18 protein-coding genes and 1 tRNA gene are annotated in these 24401 nt (G+C 59.1%); 6 read left to right on the top strand and 13 right to left on the bottom strand.

Translation table 11 applies throughout. The features are described from left to right. Positions 1 to 111: 111 nt before the first annotated feature. The 4 genes from fliG to motA all read right to left on the bottom strand — a co-directional run bounded on the left by fliG (position 112) and on the right by motA (position 3635). Entirely contained in the window at positions 112 to 1155 is a 1044-nt protein-coding gene (gene fliG / locus HRR99_RS01575) for a flagellar motor switch protein FliG (RefSeq protein WP_111840799.1), read from the bottom strand. Between the two features lie 27 nt (positions 1156 to 1182). Beyond that, the gene (gene fliN, locus HRR99_RS01570; protein ID WP_233122522.1) at positions 1183 to 1728 is read right to left on the bottom strand and encodes a flagellar motor switch protein FliN; all 546 of its coding nucleotides are present in this window, start codon (positions 1726 to 1728) and stop codon (positions 1183 to 1185) included. A gap of 66 nt (positions 1729 to 1794) precedes the next feature. Next, positions 1795 to 2766 (bottom strand): FliM/FliN family flagellar motor switch protein, encoded by a 972-nt coding sequence (locus HRR99_RS01565; protein ID WP_422387282.1) that lies wholly within the window; start codon positions 2764 to 2766, stop codon positions 1795 to 1797. Continuing rightward, positions 2763 to 3635, bottom strand: coding sequence for a flagellar motor stator protein MotA (motA, locus tag HRR99_RS01560; RefSeq protein WP_111840976.1), 873 nt, complete (start codon positions 3633 to 3635; stop codon positions 2763 to 2765). The genes HRR99_RS01565 and motA overlap by 4 nt, the downstream gene beginning before the upstream one ends. 268 nt (positions 3636 to 3903) lie before the next feature. Here motA and flgF point away from each other — a divergent pair, with 268 nt between their 5' ends. From flgF to HRR99_RS01545, 3 genes are all read left to right on the top strand, one after another. Continuing rightward, positions 3904 to 4638: a flagellar basal-body rod protein FlgF gene (gene flgF / locus HRR99_RS01555; RefSeq protein ID WP_111840797.1), complete on the top strand. Its 735-nt coding sequence runs from the start codon at positions 3904 to 3906 to the stop codon at positions 4636 to 4638. A 118-nt stretch (positions 4639 to 4756) separates the two neighbouring features. Beyond that, positions 4757 to 6091 carry a flagellar protein export ATPase FliI gene (gene fliI, locus HRR99_RS01550; protein ID WP_233123542.1) on the top strand — a complete coding sequence of 445 codons (1335 nt, stop codon included), beginning with the start codon at positions 4757 to 4759 and terminating at the stop codon, positions 6089 to 6091. A gap of 2 nt (positions 6092 to 6093) precedes the next feature. Next, a complete protein-coding gene (locus tag HRR99_RS01545) occupies positions 6094 to 6648 on the top strand; it encodes a flagellar protein (RefSeq protein ID WP_233122520.1) in 555 nt (184 codons plus the stop codon). Positions 6649 to 6756: 108 nt separating this feature from the next. Here the strand turns inward: HRR99_RS01545 and HRR99_RS01540 are convergent, their stop codons facing one another. The 8 genes from HRR99_RS01540 to HRR99_RS01505 form a co-directional block, all read right to left on the bottom strand. Further along, positions 6757 to 7272, bottom strand: coding sequence for a hypothetical protein (locus HRR99_RS01540; RefSeq protein WP_233122519.1), 516 nt, complete (start codon positions 7270 to 7272; stop codon positions 6757 to 6759). A 481-nt stretch (positions 7273 to 7753) separates the two neighbouring features. Beyond that, positions 7754 to 7829, bottom strand: a tRNA-Phe gene (locus HRR99_RS01535). Between the two features lie 831 nt (positions 7830 to 8660). Beyond that, on the bottom strand, positions 8661 to 9080 hold the full coding sequence (locus tag HRR99_RS01530) for a hypothetical protein (RefSeq protein ID WP_233122518.1): 420 nt from the start codon (positions 9078 to 9080) through the stop codon (positions 8661 to 8663). 196 nt (positions 9081 to 9276) lie between these two features. After that, the gene (locus HRR99_RS01525) at positions 9277 to 9768 is read right to left on the bottom strand and encodes a histidine kinase (RefSeq protein WP_111840974.1); all 492 of its coding nucleotides are present in this window, start codon (positions 9766 to 9768) and stop codon (positions 9277 to 9279) included. A gap of 286 nt (positions 9769 to 10054) precedes the next feature. Then, positions 10055 to 12271 (bottom strand): FAD-dependent oxidoreductase, encoded by a 2217-nt coding sequence (locus HRR99_RS01520; protein WP_233122517.1) that lies wholly within the window; start codon positions 12269 to 12271, stop codon positions 10055 to 10057. 31 nt (positions 12272 to 12302) lie between these two features. Then, the gene (locus HRR99_RS01515) at positions 12303 to 12503 is read right to left on the bottom strand and encodes a hypothetical protein (protein WP_233122516.1); all 201 of its coding nucleotides are present in this window, start codon (positions 12501 to 12503) and stop codon (positions 12303 to 12305) included. A gap of 14 nt (positions 12504 to 12517) precedes the next feature. Next, on the bottom strand, positions 12518 to 13726 hold the full coding sequence (locus tag HRR99_RS01510) for an acetyl-CoA C-acetyltransferase (protein WP_233122515.1): 1209 nt from the start codon (positions 13724 to 13726) through the stop codon (positions 12518 to 12520). A 101-nt stretch (positions 13727 to 13827) separates the two neighbouring features. Further along, positions 13828 to 15624: an acyl-CoA dehydrogenase C-terminal domain-containing protein gene (locus HRR99_RS01505; RefSeq protein WP_233122514.1), complete on the bottom strand. Its 1797-nt coding sequence runs from the start codon at positions 15622 to 15624 to the stop codon at positions 13828 to 13830. Between the two features lie 585 nt (positions 15625 to 16209). Between HRR99_RS01505 and HRR99_RS01500 the strand changes: the two genes are divergently transcribed. The 3 genes from HRR99_RS01500 (at position 16210) to HRR99_RS01490 (ending at position 21913) form a co-directional block, all read left to right on the top strand. Next, entirely contained in the window at positions 16210 to 19968 is a 3759-nt protein-coding gene (locus HRR99_RS01500) for a peptidoglycan-binding protein (protein ID WP_233122513.1), read from the top strand. Between the two features lie 200 nt (positions 19969 to 20168). Continuing rightward, complete coding sequence (locus HRR99_RS01495) at positions 20169 to 21095, top strand: sulfite exporter TauE/SafE family protein (RefSeq protein WP_062450937.1); 927 nt, start codon at positions 20169 to 20171, stop codon at positions 21093 to 21095. Next, positions 21092 to 21913: a TIGR02186 family protein gene (locus HRR99_RS01490; protein ID WP_233122512.1), complete on the top strand. Its 822-nt coding sequence runs from the start codon at positions 21092 to 21094 to the stop codon at positions 21911 to 21913. Before HRR99_RS01495 ends, HRR99_RS01490 begins: the two co-directional genes overlap by 4 nt. A 1729-nt stretch (positions 21914 to 23642) precedes the next feature. Here HRR99_RS01490 and pdeM read toward each other — a convergent pair. Further along, the gene (gene pdeM / locus HRR99_RS01485; RefSeq protein ID WP_233123541.1) at positions 23643 to 24371 is read right to left on the bottom strand and encodes a ligase-associated DNA damage response endonuclease PdeM; all 729 of its coding nucleotides are present in this window, start codon (positions 24369 to 24371) and stop codon (positions 23643 to 23645) included. Positions 24372 to 24401: the final 30 nt, after the last annotated feature.

Raw genomic sequence — 24401 nt, 5'->3', positions numbered from 1 at the left:
TGGAAAAGGCCCGCCGGAACCGGCAGGCCGTTATTGAGAGGGTATAGGGGCGCGCTTTGGCCCGCAAGCCGCCTGGGCTTGCCACACAGGTTTTATGGGCCCGTATGGCTTTTAGGCAGCGGCTGACTGATCGGCAGGAGCCGTTTCTTTCAGCAAGATCTGGCCGGAATTGGCCAGACGGATGGCTTCCTGAGCAACCGCGCGCCGCGCAATCGCCACTTCGCGGGTGTTGAGGGATGCGGTCGGCACAGCCAAATCCGATTCGATCATGCGGCGCTGGCGCGGGCTGATACAGGCCAGCACACATTCCTTGATCTCGTTCGTGGCGCCACGCAGCGCCATGGTGAGAATGTCTGCCGAGACATCGTTGAGCAGCGAAACGCGGCTGCGCTGCGGCATGTAGAGAAGGTCTTCGAACAGGAAGATCTTCGGCTTGACCTTGTTGGCGGATTCCTTGCTGAGCGTTTCGAGCGAGCTGAGCAGGGTATCGACCTGCGGCTTTTCGAGTTCGTTCATCAGGTCGGCAACCTTTGCCGAGCCTCCAGCATTGCGTTCGGCCTCGATTTCGGCGATCAGCGCCATGACACGCTTTTCGATGATCTGGGCGGCAGCTGGGCTGACCTCCTTCATGTTGACGGTACGGTTCATGATGTCGGCGCGCTGCTCGTCGGGAATGGTCAACAGTACCTTGGCACCGAAGGACGATGGCAGCATGGAGAGGATGTAGGCGATGGTCTGAGGATGCTCGCGCATCAGGAACTTGCCGATGAACTGCGGGTCCGCATCCTGCAACTGATCCCAGATGGAGGTCTCGTATGCCTGGAACGCGGCGCGACGGCCCAAAAGACCGTCGACCTCTTCAGGGGTCAGACCTTCTTCGAGAATGCTCTCGATGGCTTTGGCGTTGTCCATAAGGCCAGTGCCTTCGGTAAACAGGTCTTCGAATTCCGCCACGATCTGCGCAAGCTCGTCTGGCGGAATAACCCGAAGCGTCTGGGCCGAATTGATGATGGTCTGCAACTCGGCCTGCGTGAAAAACTTGAGGAGTTTTCCGGCCACGCCTTTTCCCATCGCCAGCAGTACGGCGGCGGCCTTATCAGCCTGAGACAACGGTTTCCCAGCGATTGGGTTACCGAAATCCTCAAAGTCCATCATGGTCTTTCCTCTCCGTCCCCACAGGGATTAGGCTTTCTTCGTACTCATTACTTCAATCAGCTTCACACCGAAACGCGTATCGTCATCATCCAGCACGGTGATTTCGCCGCGTGCGATGCAGCGGCCATTCACCATGATCTCTACCGGCTCACCAATCCTGCGCTCAAGAGCGATGGTGGCGCCTTCTTCCAGTCCCATCAGGCCCGACACCAGCATGCGGCTAGTGCCCAGCACGATCTGGACATCGATCGGGATATCCATGATCAGATCGAAGTTGTCGGACAGTCCGCTGCCCAGTGGCGAGGGCGAAGCGGACAGCGGGGCGGAAGAGGAGCCGAAATCGGACATGCCGAAGCTGTCCATTCCGCCACCGAAGCCCGCCAGATCGTCTGTCGCCGCCGGCTCGACCGCTGTCGAACCGAAGTCGCCAAAATCACCGAAGTCCGAGAGCGATCCTTCCGAATCGCTTTTCAGAACACCGCGCAGATCGCCGATTGCCTGATCCAGATCGCCGGTATCATCCAGCGAAGCCATGAAATCATCTTCGGGTTTTGGTGTCTTTTTCGTAGCCATGCGCTAATTATTCCCTTTGAAACTTGCGTCAAGCTGCCCATGCCTGTGAGAAGGCGAAACGGGCATTCAACCCATCAAATGTCTAAGAATTTCGTCGTCCGTGCTGACGTTGTTTTTCACGCGAACCGTGTATTTATCCCCTGCGCGACCGAACTCGCAGTTGTACATGTTCGCGCCATTGGCGCTCACCTCGACGCAGATGTCGTCCTGGCGGATATCGCGGAAGGGAATGACATCCCCCTCCACCAGCCGCGAGATCGTTTTCAGCGTCAGGCTCTGCAACCGGATTCTGGCTTCCAGCGTCACCTGTGAACGCTTCACCTGTTCGGAGATCATCTCCATCCATTCTTCCTGCTTCTTCAACGCCTGGGCCGATGGCTTGGGCGCGACGATAGTCGTCTTCAGCAGCGTGCGCTGCGGAATGACCAGTGCAAATTCGGAGGCAACCTTGCCGATTTCGACCTTGAGGCGGATCATCATGCCGAACTGGGCAGAGATCGCTTCTTCGAAAATGGTCTTGCCGTTGCCGTTGAAGGGCGGGTCGATGGTCGCTTCGAAACCACCCGGCGCATTGACGGCAGACCGCAGCACATCGCCGATCCGGCCCATGACGAGGGCAGCGAGATCAAGCTCGATATGCGACAGCGCCCGTGTCTCGGGTTCCATGATCGTATCGGGGGCGGCACCCAGCATGCGCTCCATCAGCGCCATAATGAAGGCCGTGCCGGTGCCGATCAGAAAATTGGGGCACCAGTTGCGCAGCGAGCAATCGGCAACGGCAAAGTCCTTGCCGAGCTTCTGGACAAGTTCGACCATCAGACCGGACTCGCAGCCCAGATAATCCACCTGGATGGCGATGCCCGTTTCGCTGTGGAAGATATCCGGCAGGAAGTGGCTGTAGATCTGGCCGATATCCGAACCGATCTTTGAGACCTTCTTGCTGTCACCCAGACCGCCCGTCAGCTTTGCGAGAAGGGCGGGTTCCATGGGCGTTACGTTCGCCGAAGTTTTTGATTGTGCAGCATTCGCCATCATCAAGCCGCCTTCTGGTCGCCACCCGGGTTCATCATTTCCTGCTCCACGGCATCGATGGAAGGACGCTCGTAGCCGGAAATCGTCTTGCGGCCGTATTCGAGCGCAACCTGCGGAACCGAGCCGTTCATGTAGGCGATCAGCGTCTGCTTCACGACGATGTAGAGCCGGTGCTGCTTTGTGCGAACGATCTTGATCTGCGATGTCAGCGGGTTACAGATCGAGTAGGACAGAATGATGCCAAGCATGGTGCCGACGAGCGCCGCGCCGATGAGACCACCCAGAACCGCAGGCGATTCGTTGATCTTGCCCATGGCCTTGATGACGCCGAGAACGGCGGCGACGATACCGATGGCCGGGAAGGAGTCACCCATGGCCGTAATGGCGTGATAGGGCTTCAGCTTGTCGTTGAGGATCGTCTCGATTTCCTCATCCATCAGCGCTTCGATTTCGTGGCTGCGGGCATTGCCGATGATGATCAGACGGACATAGTCGCAGATGAAGGACGTCAGCTCCTTGTTCTTCAAAACAGACGGTGCCGTCTGGAAGATCGAGGATTCGTCCGGGTTATCGATGTGAGCTTCGATCTCGTTGCGCGATTTCGTGCGCAGATCGCGCATCAGCGAGTAGAGAACGCCGAGAACGTCGAGGTAATTGCGCTCTTTCGGCACCGCGAACTTGAACGCCTCGCCGATGGCTTTACCGCTGTCCTTCACGACCTTCATCGGGTTGGCCATGATGAAGCCACCAAGACCGGCACCGCCGATGATGACAAGCTCGAACGGCTGGAAAAGCACGTCCAGGTGACCGCCCATGGCCATGTAGCCGCCGATAATACAGCCGAAGGTAATCACTAGTCCGATAATAATATTCATCTGAAGCTCGCGTCTGATGCCAATTTCGCACTTCAGGGATAGGTGACATGCCTTGTGCGAGGCTGGCTTGCGAACGCGGTTTGTCGCACCGCCCGCCCCTGCCCCTCGAAACATCGGCTGGGCCCACGCGCCGCCCCACCATGCTCGCTCTCTTTATAAGCTGCCGTTCAAAAGCTTCGCACAAGCAAGCGCCCGTAGTTTCGGGACATACATGAGGTTGCAGTGTCACCAGCGCGCCTTTTCTAGAAGTTACGGACAGGAGACCGACATGCAGTCTGGTATTTACGTAGGCATATCCTCGCAGATCGCACTGGAACGTCGTCTCACCACCATCGCAGACAACATTGCCAACATGAACACGGTCGGCTTTCGCGGCACGGAAGTGAAGTTCGACCAAGTGATGAGCCAGACGCACAACGACCTGAACGCCGACGTTTCCTTCGTAACCCAGGGCAGCGATTATCTTTCCACCCGCAACGGCGAAATGATCCGCACCGGCAACTCCTTTGACTTTGCCGTCAAGGGTGACGGCTGGTTTGCGATCAACACGCCTGCGGGCCAGGTCCTGACCCGCGACGGTCGCTTCTCCATGGGCATTACCGGCGAGCTCGTTTCCACGCAGGGCTATCCCGTTGTGGATGCAGGCGGTGCGCCGATCCAGCTCAACCCCGCCGCCGGTGAACCGACCGTGGGTGCCGATGGCCGCATTCTGCAAAACGGCGCGACAGTCGCGCAGCTGGGCCTCTTTACGGCGGACGCCAACAAGGGCTTTGTGCGCTATGAAAACTCCGGCGTCATCTTTTCAGAAGCCCCGCAGCCGGTTGTCGACAACGGCGATATCGGCGTGATCCAGGGTTATGTCGAGCAGTCCAACGTCAATGCCATCAGCCAGATGACGCAGCTCGTGCAGGTCAACCGCGCCTTCGAAGGCATTTCCTCGCTGATGAAGTCCACGGAAGATTCCTTCTCACAAGCCATCCGCACCCTTGGGGGCGGCCAGTAAGCGGCGTGTGATTTAAATGGACATCGAAGCCGAGATCGACACCCTTCCAGAGCCCGTGGTCGAACCACCACTTGCCCAGCCTGCCAACATCTTCACCCGGCTTGATGCCTTGGCGCAGATGGTGGAAGCGCAGGTCGCATCCGGCACGCCGATGTCACGCGGCGGGCGGGTCAGGACCATTGCTGCCGGTCACTACACCGTCAGCGGTCTGTCGCCCTTCGTTCGCCTTGGCGAGTTTGTGGTGCACAAGAGCGAGACCGGCCTGCATCTGGGCGAAGTGGTGCGTGTGGAACCCGACCTGATCTATGTCTGCCCGATCGAGCCGGGCGACCCGATCGGTGTCAACGACATCGTTCTGCGTGAGGGTGAGTTCCGGGTCGAGCCTGACGACAGCTGGTGTGGACGCACCATCAACTCGCTGTGCAAGCCCATCGACAACAAGGGCCCGTTGATGAAGGGCGCGAAGAAGCGCTCCGTCATGACCCTGCCCCCGCCATCCATGACACGCAGCCGCGTAGACACCGGTTTCCGCACCGGCGTCAAGGCCATCGATATCTTCACCCCGCTGTGTCTGGGCCAGCGCCTCGGCATTTTCGCCGGTTCGGGCGTCGGTAAATCCACGCTGCTGTCCATGCTGGCGCGCGCCGATGCCTTCGACAAGGTCGTTATCGCACTGGTGGGCGAACGTGGCCGCGAAGTGCGCGAATTCATCGAAGACACGCTCGGTGACAACATGAAGAAATCCATCGCCATCGTCGCGACCAGCGATGAAAGCCCGATGCTGCGCAAGATGGCGCCGCTGGTGGCCATGACGGTTGCCGAGCATTTTCGCGACAAGGGCGAAAACGTTCTCTTCATCGCAGACAGTATCACCCGTTTTGCCCATGCCATCCGCGAAGTGGCGATTGCCGCTGGCGAACCGCCGATCGCGCGTGGCTACCCGGCATCAGTTTTCACCGAACTTCCCCGTCTGCTGGAACGCGCCGGCCCCGGTGAAGAGGGCACGGGAACCGTGACCGCCATCATCTCCATCCTGGTGGACGGAGACAATCATAACGACCCTATCGCTGACTCGACGCGTGGTATTCTGGACGGACACATCGTGCTCGACCGCTCGCTTGCCGATGAAGGCCGTTACCCGCCCATCAACCCGCTCGCCTCGATTTCGCGCCTCTCCCACAAGGCGTGGACGCCGGACCAGCACAAGCTGGTCTCGCGGCTCAAATCCCTGATCCACAATTACGAGGAAACGAAGGACCTGCGTCTCATCGGCGGCTATCGCCCCGGCGTGGATGCCGAGCTCGACATGGCCGTCAAGCAGGTGCCCTTCGTCTACGACGTTCTCAAGCAATCACCCGGTGATCCCACAGTCATAGATGCCTATGCCGAACTGGCCAACGCATTGAGAAACGCGCCGGTCAACACTCAGCCAGCGCAGCGACGGGGGCCATGACAATGACATTCCGCAGACAGAAAACCCGTGGCAATTCCGAGCAGGCTGCCCGCCAGAGACGCTCCATCCGCGATTTCGACCGCGTCCTGACCGGCGGCCTCGTTGCGGTAGCGGCGGCGGCGGCGGCCCTGCCATGGTACGTCTTCTTCAACCCGGAAAAATTCGGCATGACTGGCAATGGCTGGGAAGCCCTGACGAATGTGCCCCAGCGCGAAGGCGGCGGCGTGACAGCCGTGATCCCGCATATCGACGAAAGCCTGGCCGCCGAAAAACGCGAGGAAACCGCCAGCCACCTCGACACCCTGACCACAGCCACGGTGCAGGCCTCCGGCCAAGGCCAGAACGCCAATGAAGGCACGTCACAACCCTTCCCCGGCGGCACCCGCTTCAAACTCCTCCACGTCTCCAACGGCCGCGCTCTCATCGAGGACAAATCCGGCATGTTCCTCGTCCAGATCGGCTCCGTCCTGCCAGACGAAAGCAAACTGCTGTCCATGAACAACATCGATGGCAAATGGCAGATCGTGACCTCGGCGGGCGAGTTGTATCAGGAGTAGGTGGAGCACTAGTGGTCGAGGTTTGACGCCGGCCGCTCGGGAAGATGGTAGGTAAGATTTTAGGATAAACCCTTTAACACCCCTATCGCGGCTAAGTTTATCGATAGTTCAGTAGCTAGCCTTCAATGCTTGGAATACATTTGTAGCACTCGCGACGAATGACCACAAAGCTAAGAGACCTGAAAAAATAGAGAGAAGACGGGTAGCCCCGACGAAATCCCTACTACTGCTGTTCTCTGGAAACTGATCGGTTTTGTATACCATAAGGGGGTTTGCCCATTCGTCGTATATCGACGCCGCCGCTTGAAAATTCAGCCAAGCGGCTAGTCCAGCAATCAACACAAATACAATGCCTGCCACGTTCCACTGTGCGCCGATCATCAAGCCCTCCATCAGCCCCTGCTTGGACGGATCCTTGATCGTATTAATCGCGTAGATTGCACCACCGTGGACAAGCAAACCGGAGGCTAACAGCCATTTTCCATAATCAATGTTAGCCTTGAAAGCGATCTCACGAGCGGACTTATAAAACTCGTACTTTTCTCGAGCGTAATACTGATATCGCTCGCGCCGTTTCTCATCTGTCCAGTGCTCGACCAATAGGGAGTTGTCAGGATTTTCCATTTCTCTACCCAAAAAAATATCTGCAAAAGATCACGTGGGGCTTTGCAGGTTGGATGGATTGTTGAAGAATAACGGCTATCCGGTCGAGTGAGGGAGAACGGTTGCAGCCGCCCTCCCCCGTCCGGGGTCGCCAGTGGCCGGGAAGTAGATTATTATGCGGGTTCTAAACGCATTTGCTTTCCGGCACACGCGCACTATGACTCCAGAATCACCTGATTAGTCAGTGGATGGAACGACAATCCACAAGCGATTTCACGACGAACTGACAACTCTAAAATATGTTCTCGTATTGTTCTTTTTCGCTAACTAAACTTACGAAATGTCATCTGCTTACTTACGGAAGTTCAAGCACGGTAGCGTGTTTGCATGGATTAGCTGTAAGCTCTCGAAAACTCAAAGAAATAAGCGGTTCTAGCACACAAAGCACTTAGAATGTGACGCTATATGTGTGCACCATGTCATTGATTTTATCGAAGAAAAATGGTGCCCGAAGGCGGATTTGAACCACCGACACGCGGATTTTCAATCCGCTGCTCTACCAACTGAGCTATTCGGGCACTACAGGCTCTTGTGGAACCTTCGCTTTTTACAGCGCCGGAGAAGCTTGGCTGCCCCGGAATGAGCGGGGTTATAACATCTTGTTCGGCCATGGCAAGCGGTTGGCTGAACTTTTTTGACAGTTTTTTGGCGGTGGTCGTGGATGGGCTTTGAAAGGCCTGTACTTCATGGGAAAAGGTCACGGAAGCTTATGATCAAATTGCATTTTCTCTTCGATTTTCCCGTCGTTCAGGCCTTCCAAATTTTTGGCATGCTTCGCCGGTCAGGCGGTGCGAGCACCCGTGGCTGGCGTTTCTTTTAACCCGGAGAGCGCACGCAAATGCGGTCATCTCTGGTATGGTAAGTCTGTTGGCATCCGCATTTGCGTGGCCTTCGGACTGCGGGGATATCGCTATCCCCATTTCATTTCCTGCACGCACACCTTCAGGCAACACGCATCGTCCTGGCCGGATCAACACTCCGGGACCATGCGCTGCCTTCAAGGCATGTATTCCTCCCATGTGTTTTGCACATGAGAAGTCGGGCTGACCCGACGCCCTTCTGGTGTCGACGGGTCAGCCCTTCGATGGCCCGACATATCTGACCGCACGTTACAGCCAGACAATTGCGCACCAGCCCCGCCACCTCACTGTCTCGCGATACAGTTTGGTGGCGGAAGCAGGGGCATTGTGCGGGCGGTTTTGGTGCCATTGAGAAAGATTTTTGGATTATTTTGCATTTTTTGAGTAAGCATCTGTTTTAAAAAAGATATTTTTACAAAACGTATCTGCGGACATGCAAACGGCCCGCATTGGGCGGGCCGCAGGCAGTCTGTCTGACAGGAATAGTGCTTATTTCGACCCGGCAGAAAGACCGAGAGCGAATGGAACGGCTGCGACCAAAAGTGCCATGACGGGGGAGGACGCGAAGATGCGGCCTGCCAGCGAGGTGATGGCGACGGAGCGGACGACCGGTAGCCAATTGGCGATATCTGTGCTGTGGCGCGATGCGTTCTGGCGGGGTGACGCGGAACGCATCGCGCACGACTGCGCCTCCTGAAGCTCTTCCACCTGCTTGCGGATGGTGTCGATATCGCGGCGCAGGTCTTCTATCTCGCGGCGCAACGATGCGTCGATGCCAGGTTTTTGCGGCGGCTTGGCGCGGGCGGATGGTTTTGTCGGCGTTGCTTTCACGTCATCATCCAGTTGAGAAAGTTCGTCTTCAAGGTCTGACGGTTTGTCGAACCCATGGGAACGGATCGGCGCCCTCATGCAATTTTCCTCTCACGTGCGTGTAGGTCGCAATCTTGCGACCGGATCATGGATGTTTTGCAAACGCAGAGAGGCGCAAAAGGATGCAGTGTTTTATGAGGACCTGCTATGTCCGTCAAAAACCGGACAGCCAGACCGACTGACGCCGCATGTTGACTGCGGCGTCTGGTCGTATCGTCATGCGGTGCAGGGCCGTTTACTTGACAGGCTTCAGCGACTGGAGAATGCCGACCAGTTCCGAGTGGTGGGCGTCCTGCGTGGCCTTGGTGCCCCAATAGGTCACGACCAGCATCTTGCCCTCGCGTGGCGAGGCGAAGCCAAGGGAGACTTCGACCGGGCCATCCTCATCCTTGCCATCGAATTCGATGCTGCCGAACTGCATGCCGTTAATCTCGACATCGCCGGAATCCGACTTGGTGCTGGCATCGATCTCCACGCCATTGTCGGTCAAGAACTTGATGGCGTCATCGATGACCTTGTCCATGGTCTTGTCGCTGGCGACATCGATGGAGAAGTAGATCGCGGCATCGGGCGATGTGGCGTCAACGCCGGATTCGGTTTCCTTCGGCTCCCAGTCATTGGGAATTTTGACCGATGCGATTGGCGCGTCGCTGGGAAACTTGAGTGTTTCGGCCTGCGCAAAAAACGGCGCCAGCACAAAGGCGGCGGCCAAGATGGTTCTTTTCATGGAAAAATCCTCTGGAATCGAGGCGCGCAATATCAGGTGAGCAATGGTGCCCCAGCCGTTGCCAAAATGGATATAAAGGAAAAGCCGTTATTATGTCATCAGAATAATATCAAGTAATGGAGAATGTTACGACCAGAGTTAACGTGGCCCAGGACGGTCATTCTCTGTAACAGCCCTCTATAAATTTTGCATTATACACTGGCTCCGCAATTACAGATTGATATCGAGATGGCTCGATAAAGAAACAGGCCCCCAAGGGCCTGCTGATGGTTGCGTGATTTTGATCTCAGGCAGCTTTTGCGGCGGCCCCATAGGGATCGAACCTGCCGTAGAAGGTGTCGCCCTTGGAGGCCATGTCTTGCAGCAACGGGGTGGGTTTGAAGTGCGGACCGTAGGTTTGGCTGAGCTTTTCGGCCAGTTCCACGAAAGTCTTCACGCCCATGCCATCAATGTAGGACAGCGCACCGCCGGTGTAGGGCGCAAAGCCGAAGCCGAGGATGGAGCCGACGTCGGCTTCGCGTGGATCGGTCACTATGCCCTCTTCGACTGTGCGGGCGGCTTCCAGAGCGATGGTGACGAGGAAGCGCTGTTTCAGCACCTCCATGTCCACATCCTCAGGCTTCTTCTGCGCATGGAGGTCTTTCAGACCTGGCCAGAGAGATTTCTTGGCAGGCTTGGCCGGGTAATCGTAAAAGCCCTTGGCGTTCTTGCGGCCAAAGCGGCCCTCGCCTTCCACCATCGTCTTGACCAGCTCCATATGGCGCGGGTCCACGGCCTTTTCGCCCAGATCGGCGACAGTGGCCTTGAGGATTTTGTAGGAGAGGTCGATGGCGACTTCGTCGTTCAGCGCCAGTGGTCCCACAGGCATGCCGGCGAATTTCGCGGCATTCTCGATCATGGCGGCGGGCACGCCTTCGATCAGCATGTCATAGCTTTCGGCCATGTAACGCAGCACGCAGCGATTGACGAAGAAGCCACGGGTGTCGTTAACGACAATCGGCGTCTTCTTGATTTTCGCGACGTAATCCAGCGCCACGGCCAGCGCCTTGTCGCCGGTTTCCTTGCCGAGAATGACTTCCGTCAGCATCATCTTTTCGACGGGCGAGAAGAAGTGGATGCCGATGAAATCGGTCGGGCGCTTGGAATTCTGCGCCAGACCGGTGATGGGCAAAGTGGAGGTGTTGGAAGCGAAGATCGCGCCTTCGGGAAGGACAGCTTCCACGGCTTCGATCACGGCTTTCTTCACGTCGCGGTCTTCGAACACGGCTTCGATGACAAGGTTTGCGGTCTTGAGCGAGGCATAATCCGAGCTTGGCGTGATGCGGGCGAGGATGGCGGCACCCTCTTCCTGCGTCATGCGGCCCTTACCGACGCTGTCCTTCACCAGACCTTCGCAGGTGGTTTTGCCCTTGGCGGCGGCTTCGTCGTCACGGTCGATCAGGGTGACGTCGAGACCAGCAACGGCTGTAACGTACGCAATGGACGCACCCATGAAGCCTGCACCGACGACGCCGACATGCTTCAGATCGCTCTTCGGCTGACCGGCTGGGCGGCGCGCACCCTTGCCCAGTTCCTGCATGGAAATGAACAGCGAGCGGATCATTGCGAAGGCTTCCTTCGAACGAAGGATTTCCGTGAAATAGCGCTGCTCCACCTTCAAAGCGGTATCGAAGGGCAATTGCAGGCCTTCGTAAACGCATTTGAGAATGGCGAGTGCTGCGGGGTAATTGCCAGCACTTTCGCGGCGCAGAATGGCTGGGGCTGCTGGCCAGAGCTGAGCGGCAGCGGGCGTCCAGATGCCACCACCGGGGGCCTTGAAGCCTTTTTCGTCCCATGGGGCGACGGGTTTCAGGCCGTCCTTGATCATCTGCTTGGCGGCGGGGATCAGCTGATCGGGCTCCACCACCTGATGCACGAGGTTCATGGACTTCGCGCGGCTTGCCGTCAGCGACTGGCCGGTCGTCATCATCTGAAGCGCGGACTGCGCGTCGGTGAGGCGCGAGACGCGCTGTGTGCCACCGGCACCGGGGAAAATGCCGACCTTAATTTCCGGCAGCGCCAGCTTGACGCTTTTAGCATTGGAGGCAACGCGGCCATGGCAGGCCAGCGACAGTTCCAGCGCGCCGCCCATGCAGGTGCCGTTGATGGCAGACACCCAGGGTTTGCCGTTGGTTTCCAGCTTGCGGTACAACCAGTTCATCTTGCCGACGAGGTCGAACAGCTTTTTGGCGGCCTCATCCGGGTTCTTTTCCTTCTCCTCATGATAGAAGGAGAACATGGACTTGATCATCGACAGATCAGCGCCGCCGGAAAATGTGCTCTTGCCCGATGTGAACACCACGCCCTTGACGGCGGCATCCGCCACCGTCGCATCCACGATGGCATCCAGTTCTTCCAGCACTTGGGCTGTGAAGACGTTCATGGATTTTTCCGGCATATCCCAGGTGACGAGGGCGATGCCGTCTGCGTCTGTTTCGACGGTGAAATTGGTGTAAGTGCTCATAGTGGGATTCCTCTTCCCTGAATTTCTTGTGCTAACCGAAGACGCCGAGCAGGTAGCAAAGCAGAACGACAAGCAGAGCAAGAACGATAATCAGTCCTCGCCCCTCTGCTTTCATCCGTGCGTGGCTTTGGGCAGGCGCAACGCGACCGGCTGCTTCAGCAGCCTCGGCCATGTCCTTGTCGAGTTGCCTCGTCTGGAAGTGGCGCTTTGTCTCGTTTTGATAGCCCGCCATGCTCGTCGTCCCAATCAAACCCGCTCGATGACAGTCGCCGTACCCATGCCCGCGCCAATGCAGAGCGTGACCAGCGCGGTGTTGAGATCGCGGCGTTCCAACTCGTCCAGAACCGTGCCGAGGATCATTGCGCCGGTGGCGCCCAGCGGGTGGCCCATGGCAATCGCGCCGCCGTTGACGTTCATCTTGTCGTGGCTGATGTCGAAGGCCTGAAGGTAACGCAGTACGACGGCGGCGAAGGCTTCGTTGAGTTCAAAGAGGTCGATATCGGAAATCGACATGCCGGTTTTCGCCAACAGCTTTTCGGTCACGTCCACCGGGCCTGTCAGCATAAGCGCCGGGTCGGAGCCGATATTGGCAAAGGAGCGGATGCGGGCGCGGGGTTTCAGGCCCATGCTCTCGCCGCCAGCCTTGGAGCCGACCAGCACGGCAGCGGCGCCATCGACGATGCCGGATGAATTGCCCGCATGGTGGACATAATTGATGCGCTCGACTTCCGGGTGCGCCATGATACCGACGGCCTCGAAGCCGCCCATTTCGCCCGGCATCTGGAAGGATGCGTTGAGCGAGGCCAGCGCCTGCATGTCCGTGCCGGGACGCATATGCTCGTCGCGGTCGAGAATGGTGATACCGTTCTGGTCTTTCACCGGAATGACGGAGTTCTTGAAGTAGCCGTTTTCCCAGGCGTGGGCGGCGCGCTTCTGGCTTTCCACGGCAAATGCATCCACGTCATCGCGGCTGAAACCGTATTTGGTGGCGATAAGATCGGCGGATACGCCCTGCGGCATGAAGTAAGCCGGGAAGCTGACCGAGGGGTCCATGTACCAGGCACCGCCGGACATGCCCATGCCGACGCGCGACATGCTTTCCACGCCGCCCGCGATGACAATCTCATCGGCACCTGCCGCAACCTTTCCGGCTGCGAAATTGATGGCATCGAGACCCGAGGCGCAGAAGCGCGAGATTTGCATGCCCGGTGCCTTGGTGGAATAACCGGCCTCGAAGGCGGCACCCTTGGCAATGACAGCACCGGCATCCATGACCGGATCGACGCAGCCCATGATGATGTCATCGACGGTGGATGTATCGAGCCCGTTGCGGTCGCGGATGGCTTCCAGCGTCTTGGCGGCCAGACGAACGGACGGCACTTCGTGCAACGAACCATCCTTCTTGCCGCGCCCGCGCGGAGTGCGGACGTGGTCATAAATGTATACGTCAGTCATTTCTCATCTCCCTGTCGGCGCATGGGCGCCCTAATTCACCGGCACAGACCTTGGGAAGAACCCCTCCCCAACCCTCCCCACAAGGGGGAGGGTGTCTCTGCTCAAAACGCCTCAGCAGCCAGTTCCATCATCGTATCGGCACCAGCCTCGATGCGGATCTTGCGAACCGCCGTTTCCGGCAGAATGCGTTCCATGAAGAACTTAGCGGTGACGAGCTTGGTCTTGAGGTACTGCTCGTCAGAGGCAGAGCCCGACGACAAGGCAGCCTGCGCGGCCTTTGCCATGCGGGCCTGCATGTAACCCAGCACCACAAGGCCGAAGAGGTGCATGTAGTCTGTGGAACCGGCACCGGCATTGTCTGGCTTTGCCATGGCATGCTGCATGAACCACATGGTGGCCGCCTGCAGGTCGTTCAGGCCCTTCTTGAGGCCCTTGGTGTAGAGTGTCAGGGCTTCATCGCCACGGTTTTCCTCGCAGAAATCACCGATTTCCTTGAACAGCGCCATCACGGCACGTCCGCCATTGAGGCCCAGCTTGCGGCCGACGAGGTCGAGCGCCTGAATGCCGTTGGCACCCTCATAGATCATGGTGATGCGCGCATCGCGCACATACTGGCTCATGCCGTGTTCTTCGATATAGCCGTGACCGCCGAACACCTGCTGCGCCATAACGGCGTGGTCGAAGCCCTTGTCGGTCAACACACCCTTGAGGATGGGGGTGACGAGGCCGAGAATATCGTCTGCTGCCTGACGTTCCTTCTCATCTGCTGCGCGATGAGCGATGTCCGATTGCAGCGCGGTCCAGAGAAGGAAGGCGCGGCTGGCTTCGTTATAGGCCTTGATGGTCATCAGCGTGCGGCGGATATCAGGATGGACGATGATCGGATCGGCCTTCTTGTCTGGAGCCTTAGCGCCTGAGAGAGAGCGGCCCTGAATGCGCTCACGGGCATATTCCACCGCGTTCTGATAGGCGATTTCGCCAACCGACAGGCCCTGAAGACCAACGCCAAGGCGGGCTTCGTTCATCATCACGAACATGGCCGACAGGCCCTTGTTCTCCGCGCCGATGAGGTAGCCGGTCGCATCATCGTAATTCATGACGCAGGTGGCGTTGCCGTGAATGCCCATCTTGTGCTCAAGCGCACCGCAGACCACGCCGTTGCGCGCGCCGACCGATCCATCGTCATTGACGAGGAACTTCGGCACGATGAACAGCGAGATACCCTTGGTCCCCTCGGGCGCGCCTTCGATGCGGGCGAGAACCAGATGGATGATGTTGCTGGTCATGGAATGTTCGCCAGCCGAGATGAAAATCTTCTGGCCAGAAATCTTGTAGGAACCATCGCCCTGCGGCACGGCCTTGGTGCGCAGAAGACCGAGATCGGTGCCACAATGGGGCTCGGTCAGGTTCATGGTGCCGGACCATGTGCCCTCGACCATCTTCGGCAGATAGGTCTGCTTCTGCTCGTCGGAGCCATGCGCCAGAACGGCCGCAATCGCGCCCTGCGTCAGGCCGGGATACATCATCAGCGACAGGTTGGCGGACGACATATATTCACCGATGGCCGCATGCAGCGTATAGGGCAGCCCTTGCCCGCCATATTCCGGCGGCACGGCAAGGCCGGTCCAGCCGCCTTCGCAATAGGCATCGTAGGCCTGCTTGAAACCGTCCGGCACAGAGACCGAGCCATCTTCGGCGCGCTTGCAACCCTGCTGGTCGCCAGACAGGTTGAGCGGGAAAAGCTGTTCTTCCGCCAGCTTTGCGGCTTCGCCAGTAATCGCCTCGATCATATCGGGCGTGGCGTCTTCAAAACCGGGAAGGTTGTTGTAGCGCTCGATACCGAGCACGTCGTTCAGAATGAAAAGCGTATCCTTAACAGGGGCCTTGTAAACAGGCATTACCGATGATCCTCCGCATCGCTCGCCGGAGATCATCCGGCCTCAAGATAGACCAACAATATTTGACGTGCGCGTAAACGTCAAATGGCTTTCAGAACAAAATTTCGTCAGGGAAGGCTGGGATGTTGGACGATAAACATTGCGGCTTCGTGAAAGCGGTGCGCAGCTTTTACACAACCGCACGGCGTAATCTTAACGCAAGCGATGCGCGCAGGGCTTAAATGCGTACGAAGCGGTGCTTCGATCCTCAAGCGAACTCGCAATTCAATGAAACCAGTGCATTGTCAGCTTTGCGCACAGCGATTACGTCAATCGAATAATTATAATTAGATACCTCTAAATCAATTTAATGGTGAAATTTCGCCATTTCGGCAAGTTTCGCACAAGCTAAATACTGAAGAAATCGTTAAACAAGGAACCTCTAATTAATAATTAATTAACCACACTTCGTCAATTGTTCCTCTTCAGGGGACTGCTTCGGGAATCGTGGGGGTCCTTTAATGAAATCGAAAAGACCTATGTTCGCCTCGACGGTGTCGACCAGAAGGGGGAACACCATCGGGCAAAGACGAAGCGGGCAGGACGATGAACGGATTGCGATCGAATTCCCAGCAGCATAGCGACAGATCGTCTCTGGATGCGCTCAATCGCACTATCGAAGGCCTGGAAGCCCGGATAGAGGATTTGCTGGGCGCGAAACCCACGCGTTCTCCCTATGAAAGCGCCCCTGCCCGGACTGAGACCGAGCGCACTGCCAATGCTGCACGGCCCGCATCCAAGCCACGCTTCGACCCCGTCAATGAAATCCGCCAGCGCCAGCAGGCACTGGACGCCCGCTGGGAACGCCAGCAGACGGAAGCTCCGCGTGGCACCGACCTTTCCGCTGAACGGGAACTGGACCACCGCTATAGCGAGCGCGAATACCGTGCCTCGACCGCCATTCCCCCAGCCCGCCAGCGTCCCACAGCCCGTTACGAGCGCAGTGCGCCGCCTGCCCCAGCCCCAGCAGCACCCAATCAGAGTGATGCGGCGCTGCGCGAAGTGGCTGAAGCGCTGGTCAGCCTGCGTCAGGAACTGAAGCACGAGATTTCCGAAGGCGTTGCCCGCGAAATGCAGGGTGTGCGTTCCGAACTGCGCAACATCCGCACTTTTGCCGAAACCCAGGATTTCGCCGAGGACATCCGCGAGGATGTCGCCCGGCTGGCCGCCAGCATCGACCGCATGGGCGAGACGACGTCGCCTGATGTCGAGGCTCTGCGCAGCGAATTCGAAGAGCTTCGCAGCCTGATGGACCAGGTTGCCCGCGAAGACAGCCTGCACCGCATGGAAAGCCGCTTCAACAGCGTGGACGACCGGTTGAGCGGTTTCGACACCGTTCCGCTTCAGGATGAAATCGTGGCGCTGGCCTACCGGCTGGATGACATCAAGAGCCAGCTGGGTTCGATGAGCGGCAGCAATGCCACCGTGCGTGCGCTGGAAGAAAAGCTTCTGACCATTGCCAGTGCCGTAGAGCATATCGGCAAGCATGTTCAGCCCAACGATCAGGCCTATAGCGAGCATTTCTCCGGTCTGGACCAGCGTCTCGACGAAATCAGCCGTGCGATTGCCGCTGCCGGAAACCGCGCGGCACCCTCCGTCGATCCGGCCCTTGCCGAGCGTCTGGAAAACCGCTTGCAGGCGCTCTCTTCGCAGATGGACGTGCTGAACGACCTTGCGAGCGCAAAAGACAAGCCTTCCGAAGCCCTTGGTCTGCGTCTCGATGCGCTGACCAGCCGCATCGAGGAACTGTCTGCCGAGCGCAACGTGGCGCAGCTGGGCGAACGGCTGGATCAGCTTTCGCTGTTGCTGGAGCGTTCGCAGCGCCCATCCAGTCAACCTGAACTGACACGCTTTCTGACCGATATCTCGCGCAAGATCGACGAGCTGGGCAGTGGTGCGGTCAATGACAAGCTGGCCGAGCGTCTGGAAAAAATCGCTCGCCGCATCGAGCAGATCGAGGCGCAGCCCGCCCCTGCCAAAAACCCATCCTATGACACCGCCTTCAAGCGGCTGGAAGACCGGCTGAGCGACATTGCCGCCAAGCTGGACGAGACGCAGGCACCGGCAACACCTGTCGTTTCCGGCATGTCGCCGGAGCTGAACGACCGCATGTCCGCGATCGAAGAGTATATGGCGTCGAGCGACGAGTATATTATCGAAGCGGCACGACAGGCGGCGGAAGCCGTGCTGGAAGCCCACACGCGCAACAATCTGGCGCAAACCGCCACCAATGGCGACATCGCCATTTTGACCGAGCTGGCCAACGACCTGCGCAAGCTGGAAGGGTTGAGCCGCAACACCGAAGAGCGCACGCACCGCACCTTCGAGGCACTGCATGAAACATTGGTGCAGATTGCCGGTCGCCTGGACAATCTGGACAGCCGCGGCAGCGCGCGCCCGACAGCCGCGGCACCGGCAGATGCCGACCGTGACTGGGCCGACTATGACGGCAATGCACGCATGCCTGCCGCCACCTTCCCTGAAGAGGGCCTGATTGCGCAGAACGAACATGAGGCTGGCGTCGACACCGACACGCTTACGCCGCCGGAAGCGCAAAAGCCTGCCGCGCAGGAAAAGCGCGGGCTTCTGGCCGGTCTGACGCGCCGTTTCAAATCCAGCGCGGCAAAGGCCGAAGATGCACCGCAGGAGCAGGTTTCGGCCCGTACCCAGATCGACCCGGCACCTGCGCTCGACCCTGTCGATGTGCTGCAGGCCGATATCGAAACCGAACTGCTGGAGCCCGGCTCGGGCGCTCCCGACATCAAGAAAATTCTGGAACGCGTGCGTGCCAGCCAGACGGCAGCGGCTCGCGCCGGTGCGAGCGAAAGCGACAACCGCGCCGACTTCATTGCCGCCGCCCGCCGTGCAGCGCAGGCCGCAGCCCAGGAAAGCGTACCGGACAGAAGCATCACTTCGCGCCCATCGCGCAGCAGCAAGGGTGTCGAGCAGAAGGAAGGCTCAGCACTTTCCCGTTACCGCCGCCCGCTGCTTCTGGGCATCGGCGCCATTCTTCTGGCGATGATGGCCATGCCTGCGATCAAGTCGTTCGTCGGCGGCGAAACCACGCCTCCTGCCGCAACGATTGAACCGAAGGCCAACAACGACATGTCGATGCTGCCGGTTCTGCCCACCCAGGCAAAGCCGGTTGCGCCAGCAGCAGCCGTCACCGTGCCAGCCTCCGTCACGCCAGCCGTGACCGAACCATCAACCGAAGCGATGGACGAAAGTGCGCGCGCCGCAGGCGAGCGCATGCAGGCCGATGCCGACCGGGCCGCGCCTGACATCGACACAAGGCAGGTTGGCGGGGCACCAATGCCCGATGAAACGCCCGCCGTGGAAGCGCCTGCGCCATCCGCCGGGGCCGATATTGCCGATCTGCGCCCTGCCGCACAGGCACCCGAGGCACAGCCACAAGCCCAGCAGCAGCCTTTGCAGCTAGAAGAGATCATTGCCGTTCCCGCAGGCATCACGCCGCCATCACTGGCGGATGCTGCGGTCAAGGGTGACAGGCAGGCCCTGTTTGAAATCGGCGCGCGCTTTACAGATGGTCGCGGCGTTGCTGCCGACCGCACCGAGGCCGCCAAGTGGTACAAGCTGTCCGCAGATCGTGGTCTTGCACCGGCCCAATACCGCCTTGGCAACATGTATGAGAAGGCCAACGGCGTAGAGCGCAACCTTTCCGAGGCCAAGCGCTACTACCAGATGGCGGCTGACCAGGGTAATGCCGGGGCCATGCATAATCTGGCCGTGCTTCTGGCTTCCGATGCTGCCGGTGCCCCTGACTTCAAGACTGCCGGTGACTGGTTCATCAAGGCATCCAACCTTGGCGTCCGTGACAGCCAGTTCAACCTTGCCATTCTCTATGCTCGTGGCAGCGGCGTGCCCCAGAGCCTGGAGGAATCCTACAAATGGTTCGCGATTGCCGCTCGTGATGGCGATGCCGATGCCGGTCAGAAGCGCGACGATGTTGCCAAGGCCATGCGGCCCGAACAACTGGCCAGCGCCAAGGCCAAGGTGGATGCATGGCAGGTGACGCCGCTCAACGACGAAGCGAACTCGGTCAACCCGCCAGCCGAATGGACCGGCGGCGAAGAGGTCAAGACATCGTCTGTCGATATGCAGAAGGCGATCCGCAACATTCAGGCCATTCTCAACAACAATGGCTTCAAGGCAGGCGAGCCGGATGGCAAGCTGGGCCGTGCGACGGTGGCGGCTATCAAGGACTTCCAGAAGTCCGTGGGCCAGACGCCGGATGGCCGTATTACCGACGAGCTGGTCACAGCGTTGCTGGCGCGCAACAAGTAATTTTAGCCGGACCCGATCTTTCCTAATTATCAACGTATTTGCCGTTGAATAATTGACAGTCATGCCCACCACGGGCATGACCGATGTCAGGTCGGATGGCCAAGGCCTTCGCCTCTCAGACACAGACCGCCCAATCGCCGCAAGCCCTGCCTTGACGGCGCTTTGCCTTTTCTACACGGAACCATGCCAGAGGTCCTGATGTGACTGTCTATCTGCCCATTGCGGAACTTTCGGTGAATATCTTCATCATTCTCGGCATGGGCGCGGCTGTGGGATTTTTGTCCGGCATGTTTGGCGTCGGCGGCGGGTTTCTGATCACGCCGCTGCTGATATTCTACAACATTCCCCCCGTCGTTGCCGTAGCAACCGGCGCAAACCAGGTCGTCGCTTCCTCCGTCTCGGGTTCGATCACCCATTTCCGGCGCGGCACGCTGGATGTGAAGCTGGGAACCGTGCTGCTGATCGGCGGCCTGTGCGGGGCGACGCTCGGCGTGTGGCTGTTTACGCTTTTGCGCAGCGTCGGCCAACTCGACCTCATCATTTCGCTCCTCTACGTCATCCTGCTTTCCACCGTCGGCGCGCTGATGCTGAAGGAAAGCATTTCGGCCATTCGCCGCACGGCGCGCAATGAAACAGTGACGCTGCGCCGCCCCGGCCACCACAACTGGGTGCACCGCCTGCCGCTGAAAATGCGGTTCAAGAAATCGAAGCTCTATCTCAGCGTCATTCCCATCATCGTTCTCGGCTTCGGCATCGGCGTTCTGACCTCGATCATGGGTGTGGGCGGCGGCTTCATTATGGTGCCCGCCATGATCTATCTCCTGCGCATTCCCACCAACGTCGTTGTCGGCACTTCGCTGTTCCAGATCATTTTCGTTACCGCCTACACCACCATCGTGCAGGCGGCAACGAACTACTCCGTCGATATCGTGCTGGCCTTCATTCTGATGCTGGCGGGCGTGATCGGCGCGCAATATGGCGTGCGGGTGGGGCAGAAGCTGCGCGGCGAACAGTTGCGCGCGCTCTTGGCGCTGCTGGTTCTGGCCGTCGGCATCCGTCTTGCCATCGGGCTGGTTGTACGACCAGAAGACCTGTTTTCGGTGGCTGTTGGGGGGCTGGGCTATTGATCCGTGGCACCCTCATCGCTGCGATCTTCGGCCTGTGCTGTAGCGCTGCCCAGGCGCAAACGCCACCGCTTGCGATTTTGCCGGATGCGCGCGGGCAGACCCGCACCTTGCAGGAAAACATCGAGATCGGCGCATCGACCACCGAAATCTCCATCGCGTCAGATTTTCGCGGCGCGGATTTCACCATGTTCGGCGCGCTGAACAATGCCGACCAGTTGCTGCTGGCCATCGGCCAATACGACATCGTCGTGACGCTGGAAGGCCCCAACGATTACTCCACCGTGCGCAAAAAAAGCCGGGTAGCGGGTATCTGGATCAACACCAGCGCGATCACCTTTGCGCCGCTGCCGGAATCCTATTCCATGGCCAGCACGCGCAGCATCGACACCATAGCAACGGCGGGTACGCTGAAGGCCATGGGCCTGGGCGTGGACCACCTGCCACTGCGTAGCGCCGTCTTTTCCGGCGTGCCTGACAATGTCTACGACTTCCAGGATGCCTATCGCCGCCTGAAACTATCGAGCGGCATCTACCGCAACGACACGACCGGTGTTCGTCTGGAGCGCACCGGCCTCTTCTGGGCAACGCTGCGCCTGCCCGCCAACGTGCCCAACGGCGTCCACACGGCCCGCGCCTATCTGTTCAAGAGCGGCCTGCCGATTGCGCAGAAGGAATTGCGGCTGCGCGTGGTGAAAACGGGCATGGAGCAGGCGATAACGGATGCGGCACACCAGACGCCGGTGGTTTATGGCTTTTTGTGTGTGTTGCTGGCGGTGGTGACGGGTTGGGGTGCGAGTATTTTGTTCCGGCGGGATTAGGATTGAGGGGCTAGCGGCGTACTCCGCCCTCATGCTGAGGTGCTTTGACCGAAGGGCAAAGCCTCGAAGCATCCGCCGCATTCTGTAACTAAGCCCGCAACCCTCGTCCTTCGAGGCCCCTGCGGGGCACCTCTCCTTCGACAAGCTCAGGATGATGGATGAGGGTTGCTCTGTCGTGCCCTTTGCGTGGCACCTCGTTCGGCTCTCATGGTGGTGAGGGTTGCGGCCTGCGGCCTGCATCATCGCCAAGCATTCCTCCTACATGGTCGCATTCCGCGTTGGTCCGGTATTGGAGAGGGCAACCTCACCCACTGCCCTCATGCTGAGGTGCTTTGGCCGAAGGGCAAAGCCTCGAAGCATCCGCCGCATACTCTGCCTCAAGCCCGCAACCCCCGTCCTTCGAGGCCCCTGCGGGGCACCTCAGGATGAGGGTTGCTACGTTGCTGCCTGCGGCCCAGCGAACGCAGCTTGCACCGGCAACCAGCGGCCTAAACGTCACCAATCCATCGCTATCAAAAACCCCGGCCACCGCTCAAACAAGCTTCGCCGTTCACGCGGCAGCATCTGCCCGTGGCTTGACCTTCAATCAGTGTCCACAGCCATTCGCGGCCATGGTATTTCGGACGGGGCGCTGTAAGTTGCCTCGTTGGGTAGTCTAAAGAATGGCACCTCGCAGCGCCCCGTTCAGCTCTTTTGGCCAAACAGCGATCCTCTTGCCACGGCTGGCATATCCCGGAGGGCAAGGGGGCCTTGCCGTTGGAACGGTCGGACATTTCCAAGGTCCGGCCCTTACCCACCCGGGTGACGGCGGCTTTGTTGCCAAAGCCGTCGCCTGCCAGTTCGGCCACATCTGCCTTCGAGGATGCGAGCGTTCATTCTGACGAAGCGCCCGCAGCCATCGATCCGTTCTCCGCAAGAGCCACACTCGCCATCCATGGCTTGTGCGTCCCTTGCGGTCCGTCCGCGCTGTCTCATCGACAGTGCGGGGCAGATGCAGCGTGTTCCTGTGTACCGCCTGACTTTCGCTTCAAGCCCCTGCGGTCGCGTTCGACCCGGTGCCAATGAGCTGTCGGTACACCCGGTGGCTGGCGAACCGGACCGTCATGACCCGCCACAAAACCCGAAACGGTGTTTTGGGGCGCAGACATGCCGGGCCGGTCCGGACATTGGAAAGGCTGCGACAGCCGGTCCGAAACCGCCGCCGCCTTTCTCCCGTCCCACCGGGGAGATCGCTGCTCGACCCCGAGGTTGAAAGGTTTGCGTCACCCTCTCAACCCCAGCGCCGGTCCCGCCTCGCCGCAACGCCTTGCGGTGTATCCGAGGGCGGAACGGGGCAATTGTGCGGGTGATTCGCGCGTCATTGAGAAAGTTGCGGGGGGGATTTTGGTGTTTTTTGCGGGATTTATTTTAAGTTGTTGATTTAGATTGGAAGTATTTTTGTTTGAGGTGTTTTGGGGAGTGCATCGTGAGGTCAGAGAGTGGGGTTTACCTCCCTCTGCCCTGCCGGGCATCTCCCCCTCAGGTGGGGAGATCGACTCGTGGATGGCGCTCGACCATCTTGAGCGTTGCGCTGCTGCACTGGGTACGACGTGTATTGCCGACCAACCGTCTAACGGCTGTAATTAGAGCGGTGATCGCGCCTCTTGCCGATCTCCCCCCTTGAGGGGGAGATGTCCGGCAGGACAGAGGGGGGTGAGCGGCGTACTCTGCGGCCAACCGCCCACACCCCTCACCCCAGCAAGTTCCCGAACCGAACCGAATAAATCCGGTCCCGCCCCAGCAGATGCGCAACCAGCGCCGAATGGTCAAATAGGCCCTTCATCGCCTTGTGGCGCAGATCAAGCCCGCCGCTGAGCACGCCGAAGGCTGGCATCAGCATGCGGGTTCCGTCAGTGGCGAAGCAGGGGCGGCGCACCGATTTATCGCGGCGGCGGACGGTGGCGGCGGGGTGGAGGTGGCCGGCGATTTCGCCTGATGATGCGCCCGGTTTCGGCTCGTGCCGGAAAACGAGGTTGCCGTAGAACATTTCATCGGACGATGAGCCCGGCAAATCCACCGTGCCATCGGGATCGTGATTGCCGTTGATCCAGATCCATTCGCGGCCCCGGGCCATTTCCTTGATGAGATCCCGCAGAGGCAGCGGCAGATGATGCGAGCCGATGCGATCGTGGAAATTATCGCCGAGGCTGACGACGATCTTCGGGTCGTAGCGTGTGATCAACGAGGACAGGATTTTGAGGGTGGCGATGGTGTCGTAGGGCGGCAGCAAGCGACCGCGACGGGCAAAGGCGGCACCCTTTTCCAGGTGCAAATCCGAGACGACCAGCAGCGACAGGTCGGGCAGATAGAGCCCGCCCAGCGGATCGCACCAGCCAGCGACGCCGTTGATGGCGGTTTCCGAGCCGAGGCATTCGAAGCCAGTGGCAAATTTGTCGCTCAGGGCAAGTCGGCTCAGCACGTTTCGGTTTTGTCCTTCATTCTTGGCAAG

Source organism: Agrobacterium vaccinii (genome assembly GCF_021310995.1).
In the GTDB taxonomy this organism is placed as follows: domain Bacteria; phylum Pseudomonadota; class Alphaproteobacteria; order Rhizobiales; family Rhizobiaceae; genus Agrobacterium; species Agrobacterium vaccinii.
This window is presented reverse-complemented; position numbering and strand designations above follow the sequence as displayed.